General features: G+C 72.7%; 4 protein-coding genes. All 4 read left to right on the top strand.

The window, feature by feature from the left end; all coding sequences use genetic code 11:
• The coding region (locus tag G3I42_RS00595; RefSeq protein WP_239096175.1) for a copper resistance protein CopC at window positions 1-2,108 on the top strand (2,108 nt) is incomplete at its 5' end.
• 83 nt (window positions 2,109-2,191) lie between these two features.
• On the top strand, window positions 2,192-3,517 hold the full coding sequence (gene efeB, locus G3I42_RS00590) for an iron uptake transporter deferrochelatase/peroxidase subunit (protein ID WP_164281891.1): 1,326 nt from the start codon (window positions 2,192-2,194) through the stop codon (window positions 3,515-3,517).
• Between the two features lie 686 nt (window positions 3,518-4,203).
• Window positions 4,204-5,493 (top strand): serine--tRNA ligase, encoded by a 1,290-nt coding sequence (gene serS, locus G3I42_RS00585; protein ID WP_164281890.1) that lies wholly within the window; start codon window positions 4,204-4,206, stop codon window positions 5,491-5,493.
• Window positions 5,494-5,606: 113 nt separating this feature from the next.
• On the top strand, window positions 5,607-6,467 hold the full coding sequence (locus tag G3I42_RS00580) for an HAD family hydrolase (RefSeq protein ID WP_343244410.1): 861 nt from the start codon (window positions 5,607-5,609) through the stop codon (window positions 6,465-6,467).
• The last annotated feature ends 106 nt before the right edge of the window (window positions 6,468-6,573 follow it).

The raw sequence follows: 6,573 nt of genomic DNA, 5'->3' as shown, positions 1-6,573 counted from the left end.
GGCCCGGTGCGGCCCGCCGCCGTGCCCCGGGGAGCCGCAGGCTCGCGCTCCTTCTCGCGAGTCTCGCGGCGGCGCTGCTCGCCGTGCTCGCGGGGGCCGCGCCCGCCTCGGCGCACGCGGCACTCGTCGGCAGCGACCCGACGCAGGGCTCGGTGCTCGACACCGCGCCCGACCGCGTCGTGCTCGACTTCTCGGAGAAGATCGGCGTCTCCGACAACGCGGTCCGCGTCCTCGACCCCTCGGGCGAGCGCGTCGACACGGGCAAGCTCACCGACCTGAGCGGTGGTTCGCGCGCCCGCTACGCGGTGAAGCTGCACGCCGGTCTCCCCGACGGCACCTTCACCGTCGCCTACCAGGTCGTCTCCGCCGACAGCCATCCCGTCGCCGGTGCCTTCACCTTCTCGATCGGCGCGCCGTCGAAGACGAGCGCGGTCGTCCCCGACACCGAGGCGGGCGGCGGGCTCGTCGGCTTCCTCTACGACGTGGGGCGCTACGTCGCGTACGCGGGCTTCGTCGTCCTCGTCGGCGGCGCGGCCTTCGTGCTCGGCTGCTGGCCGCGCGGCACCCGGCTGCGCGCCCTGCAACGCCTCGTCGTGGGCGGCTGGGTCGCCCTCACCGCGGCGACCCTCGCCCTGCTCCTGCTGCGCGGCTCCTACACGGGCTCGGGGAAGTTCTCCGACGTCTTCGACCTCGGCGCGCTCGGCGACGTGCTCCAGACGAAGCCAGGCGCCGCACTCGTCTCGCGGCTGCTGCTGCTCGCCGTCGCCGCGCTCTTCATCGCCGTGCTCTTCGGCGCGTACGCGCGGCGCGAGAACGCCGCCGAGCGCCGCGACCTCGGCTTCGGGCTCGCGATCGGCGGTCCCGTCGTCGCGATCGGCCTCGCCTCGACCTGGGCGCTCGCCGAGCACGCCTCGGCCGGGCTCCAGACCTCCGTCGCGATGCCCGTCGACATCCTGCACCTGCTCGCGGTGGCCGCCTGGCTGGGCGGACTCACCGCGCTCCTCGTCGCGCTCTACCGCGACCCCGCCATCGAGTCCACGGCCGTCGACCGCTTCTCGCGCCTCGCCTTCACGAGCGTCGTCGTGCTCGTCGGCACCGGGATCTACCAGACCTGGCGCCAGGTCGGCACCTGGTCGGCGCTCACCGGCACCTCGTACGGGCAGCTCCTCCTCGTGAAGGTCGGCCTCGTCGTCCTCCTCGTCGTCGTCGCCTTCTTCTCACGCCGCTGGACGAGCCGCCTCACGGCGGGCGGGGCAGCGGTGGCCGGGGAAGCGGCCTCGGTCCCGGCGGCACGGAAGGCGGAGCAGAAGGCGAGGAAGCCGGAGGCGAAGACACCGAACGCGGAGGCTAGGAAGCCGGAGGCGAATAAGCCGGAGGCGAAGACACCGAACGCGAAGGGCAAGGCACGCAGCGCCGAGCCCAAGGCGGGCAGCGCGGAGCCGGAAGCACGCAGCGCGGAGCCGAAGCGGGCGGAGAAGGCCGCCCTGGGCGAGGGGAGCGGCGTCCGCGGCAAGTCCGCCGACGGCGGGGACGTCTCCGATCCCGTACGGGCCGCCCAGCTCGCGCGGCAGCAGGCGGCCGTGCGGGTCGCAAAGGAGAAGCGGACGCGGGACGCCGACCCGCTCCGCTCCGGGCTGCGCCGCTCCGTGCTGATAGAGGCCGGGATCGCCGTCGTCCTGCTCGGCGTCACGACCGTCCTCACCACGACCGAGCCGGGGCGTACCGAGGAGCAGGTCGCCGCCACGAAGGGCGGTACCACGAGCGGCGCGCCCGTCTCCGTCAAGCTCCCCTTCGACACCGGCGGCGAGAACGGCAAGGGCACCGTCCAGATCGAGGCCGACCCCGGCCGCTCGGGCGCCAACGCCGTGCACGTCTACATCGAGCGCCCGGGCGGCGCGCCCTTCGACGTGCCCGAGGTCCGCCTCTCGCTCACGCTCCCCGAGAAGAACCTCGGCCCGATCGCCGTCCGGCCCTCGCACCTCGCGCCCGGCCACTGGAGCGCGTCCGGGGTGCAGATCCCGATGGCGGGAAGCTGGCAGCTCGGCGTCACCGTCCGTACCTCCGACATCGACCAGGTCACCGTCGACAAGACCGTCCGCATCGGCTGAGACCCCGGCGCGTACGGCCGCCCCGGCGGCCACGCGCCGGGCCCGGCGCTCGCGCCGGACCGCACCTGAAAGCACTGAGCACCATGACAGACCGCATCCCGTCCCAGGACCGGCCCACCACCGGCAAGGCGTCCGCCGGGCCCCGTGCCGCCGAGGAGAGTACGGCCGGGGAGCGCCCCGGCGGCGTGAGCCGACGCGCGCTGCTCGGCACCGCCGGGGCCACCGGGCTCGTGCTCGGGGCCGTGGGCGGCGGCGTGGGGTACGCCCTCGCGCCGGAGGAGAGCGAGGCGCCGGCGGAGGCGCTCACCCGGCTCGGCGCCCGGCGCGCGATGTTTCACGTGAAACATCAGCCGGGCATCACCACCCCGCTCCAGGCCAAGGGCCATCTCCTCGCCTTCGACCTGCTCGCGGGGAAGGGCAGGCGCGAGGCGGCGAACCTCCTGCGGCGCTGGTCGGAGACGGCCGAGCGGCTCATGGCAGGCGAGACGGTCGCGGCGGACGGGCACGACACGGGCATCGCGCTCGACGCCGGGCCCGCCTCGCTCACGGTCACCTTCGGCTTCGGGCACAGCTTCTTCAGCCGTACGGGGCTGGAGAAGCAGCGGCCCGAAGCCCTCGCGCCGCTCCCGCAGTTCTCCTCCGACCACCTCGACGCGAAGCGCGGGGAGGGCGATCTGTGGGTGCAGATCGGCGCCGACGACGCGCTCGTCGCCTTCCACGCCCTGCGCGCGCTCCAGAAGGACGCGCGCGGGACGGCGCGGGTGCGCTGGCAGATGAACGGCTTCAACCGTTCCCCCGGCGCGACCGCGAGCCCCCGGACCGCGCGGAATCTCATGGGGCAGCTCGACGGGACGGGCAATCCACAGGAAAGCGACAAGGACTTCACTCAGCGCGTCTTCGTGGGGGCCGAGGACGGCCCGGAGTGGATGGCGAACGGCTCGTACGTCGTCATGCGCCGTATCCGCATGCTGCTCGACGACTGGGAGAGGCTCGGGCTCACGGAGCAGGAGAAGGTCATCGGCCGCCGGAAATCCACCGGTGCCCCCCTCACCGGCGGCGGGGAACGGACCGAGCCGCGACTCAACGCGACGGACAAGAACGGCGATCTCGTCATTCCGCTCAACGCCCACGCCCGCATCACCCGGCCCGACCAGAACGGTGGGGCCGCGATGCTCCGCCGCCCGTTCTCGTACCACGACGGCATCGACGCGGACGGCGTCCCGGACGCGGGGCTCCTCTTCCTGTGCTGGCAGGCGGACCCGCTGCGGGGCTTCGTCCCCGTGCAGCGCAAGCTCGACCGCGGCGACGCGCTCTCCGAGTACATCCGCCACGAGGCAAGCGGGCTCTACGCGGTGCCGGGAGGGGCGGCGAAGGGCGAGTACGTGGGACAGCGGCTGCTGGAGGGCTGATCCCCGCCCTCACCTCCCGGGTCCCGCGCCCGGCGTCGCGCACAAGGCGTCGTACAAGATGAAGAAGTTGTCCACAGAGTTATCCACAGGCAGGCGTCCGCGGCTGGGGACAAGTCGACAGACGCGCCCGACATGGTCGACAAATCGCCCTAGAGACCCCTACGGCCACCAAGTCCGTCCACAGTCATTTCCTGGCCGCTCCGGCCGGTTCGCTGCCATTCGGCGCCGCTTTTCCCTTGATCAACTCTATGGGAGCGAGAATTTCCACCCGAAAGGGGTCGCCCACAAGGTTTCGAAAGGGAAATCCACGGAACGAACGGCTGGATTCGGAACTTCGCATTCCGACATCCACAGCGGACATCCGCAGCCTGTGGATAACTTTTCCGGAACGCACGGCCCTGTGGACAACTTCGCCCCGCGCCGCCTCCCCGCAGGTCCGCGCGGCTCGGGGACCGTCCGCTCGCGACGCCCCGCATGCCACTCCCGCGCCTTTTCACGCCATCCGCGACCGTACGCCGAGAAGCGCCGCCCGCTCAGGGGAATGCCGAATACCCCCACGAACATTCCGGCAAATCACCTATTTCACCCTTAACGCCCAAGCGGGTCGCACAAAAGATCATGCCCGCGAGTCCTCGCGCCCCGAATCCCGGTCGAGCCGAGGAGCACCGCCCCGGTAGCCTGGCTCTGTGATTGACCTTCGCCTGCTTCGTGAGGACCCCGACCGTGTGCGCGCTTCGCAGCGCGCCCGAGGAGAGGACGTCGGGCTCGTCGACTCCCTCCTTTCCGCCGACGAGCGCCGCCGCTCCTCCGGGGTCCGCTTCGACGAGCTGCGCGCCGAGCAGAAGCAGCTCGGCAAGCTCATCCCCAAGGCGCAGGGGGACGAGAAGCAGGAGCTGCTGAAGCGGACGGGCGAGCTGGCCGCCGCGGTCAAGGCCGCCGACGCCGAGCAGAACGACGCCGCCGCGCAGACGCAGGACCTCCTGCGCCGCCTCGGCAACCTCGTCCACCCCGACGTCCCGGTCGGAGGCGAGGAGGACTTCGCCCTCCTGGAGACGCACGGCACGATCCGCGACTTCGAGGCGGAGGGCTTCACGCCCAAGGACCACCTGGAGCTGGGCCACCTGCTCGGCGCGATCGACGTCGAGCGCGCCGCCAAGGTCTCGGGTTCGCGCTTCTACTACCTCAGCGGCATCGGCGCGCTCCTCGAACTCGCCCTCGTCAACGCCGCGATCGCCCAGGCCACGGCGGCCGGCTTCACGCCGATGCTCACGCCCGCGCTGGTGCGCCCGCAGGCGATGGACGGCACCGGCTTCCTCGGCCAGGCCGGGCAGGACGTCTACCACCTCAAGGACGACGACCTCTACCTCGTCGGCACCTCCGAGGTGGCCCTCGCCGGCTACCACATGGACGAGATCATCGAGGCGGACCGGCTGCCGCTGCGGTATGCGGGCTTCTCGCCGTGCTTCCGCCGCGAGGCGGGCTCGCACGGCAAGGACACGCGCGGCATCTTCCGCGTCCACCAGTTCGACAAGGTGGAGATGTTCTCGTACGTCGATCCCGCCGACTCCGAGGCGGAGCACCGGCGGCTCCTCGACTGGGAGAAGCAGTGGCTGACCTCGCTCGGGCTGCCGTTCCGCGTCATCGACGTCGCGACCGGTGACCTCGGCTCCTCCGCGGCGCGCAAGTTCGACTGCGAGGCGTGGATTCCCACGCAGGGCAAGTACCGCGAGCTGACCTCGACCTCGGACTGCACCGAGTTCCAGGCGCGGCGGCTGTCCATCCGGATGCGCGACGGCAAGAAGACCCGCCCGCTCGCGACCCTCAACGGCACGCTCTGCGCCGTCCCGCGCACGATCGTCGCGCTCCTGGAGAACCACCAGCAGGCGGACGGCTCGGTGCGGGTACCGGAGGTGCTGCGGCCGTACCTGGGCGGACGCGAGGTCCTGGAGCCGGTCGCCCCGGCCACCGCCAAGTGAGCGCGGGGCCCGTTCGCACGGGGGACGAGGCTGTTCGTACGGGTGACGAGGTCGTTCGTACGGGAGCGGGAGCGGCACTGACGAGTGACGGTGCGGTGCCCGCGGCGGGCGCCGTGCCCGTACCCGGGCAGGCCCTGGGGCCCGGGCAGGCCCCCGGGCACCGTCGTTTCCCGTACCGGCTCGTCGCCACCGACCTCGATGGGACGCTCCTGCGTTCCGACGACACCGTCTCGCCGCGTACGCGCGCCGCGCTCGTCGCGGCGGCGGAGGCGGGGGCGCCGCACATCGTCGTCACGGGGCGCCCGGTGCCGTGGACGAAGAAGGTCCTGGAGGAGCTGGACTACCAGGGGCTCGCGGTGTGCGCGCAGGGCGCGCAGGTCTACGACGCCGGGAGCGGACGGCTGCTCACCTCCGTGACGCTGGAGCGCGGGCTCGCCCGGCGGGCCATCGAGCTGATCGAGGAGCACACGGGGCCCCTCGCCCTCGCGGTGAGCCGCGACGGCCTGGACGGCGACGTCCTCACCGGCCCCGGCTACCGCGTCCAGGAAGGCGCCCTGGCCTCGATAGAGCTCGACGACGCCGGCCGCGCCACCGCGCTGTGGGAACAGCCGATCAACAAGGTCTACATCCAGCATCCCGCGCTGAGCGACGACGCCCTCGCCACGGTCGCCACCGCGATCGCGGGCCAGCTCGTGGGGGTCGTGATGGCGGGCGAGGGAGTCGTCGAACTCCTCCCCCTCGGCCTCACCAAGGCCACCGGACTCTCCCTCGCCGCCCGCCGCCTCGGCGTCAAGGCGGCCGAGACGATCGCCTTCGGCGACATGCCCAACGACATCCCGATGTTCCGCTGGGCCACCCACGGCGTCGCCATGGCCGACGCCCACGAGGACCTGAAGGCCGTCGCGGACGAGATCACCCTGTCCCACGACGCGGACGGGATCGCCGTCGTGCTGGAGCGCTTGCTGGGGGAGTAGGCCAGCGGGGGCGGCGGGCGGCGGATGCGGGCGGCTCGGGGGGGCGGTGCGCCGGATGGGCGGACCGGGGCCGGGGCGGACGGGCCACGCGTGCGCGCCGGACGGG

The sequence above is a fragment of the Streptomyces sp. SID11385 genome (genome assembly GCF_010548245.1).
Classification (GTDB): domain Bacteria; phylum Actinomycetota; class Actinomycetes; order Streptomycetales; family Streptomycetaceae; genus Streptomyces.
This window is presented reverse-complemented; position numbering and strand designations above follow the sequence as displayed.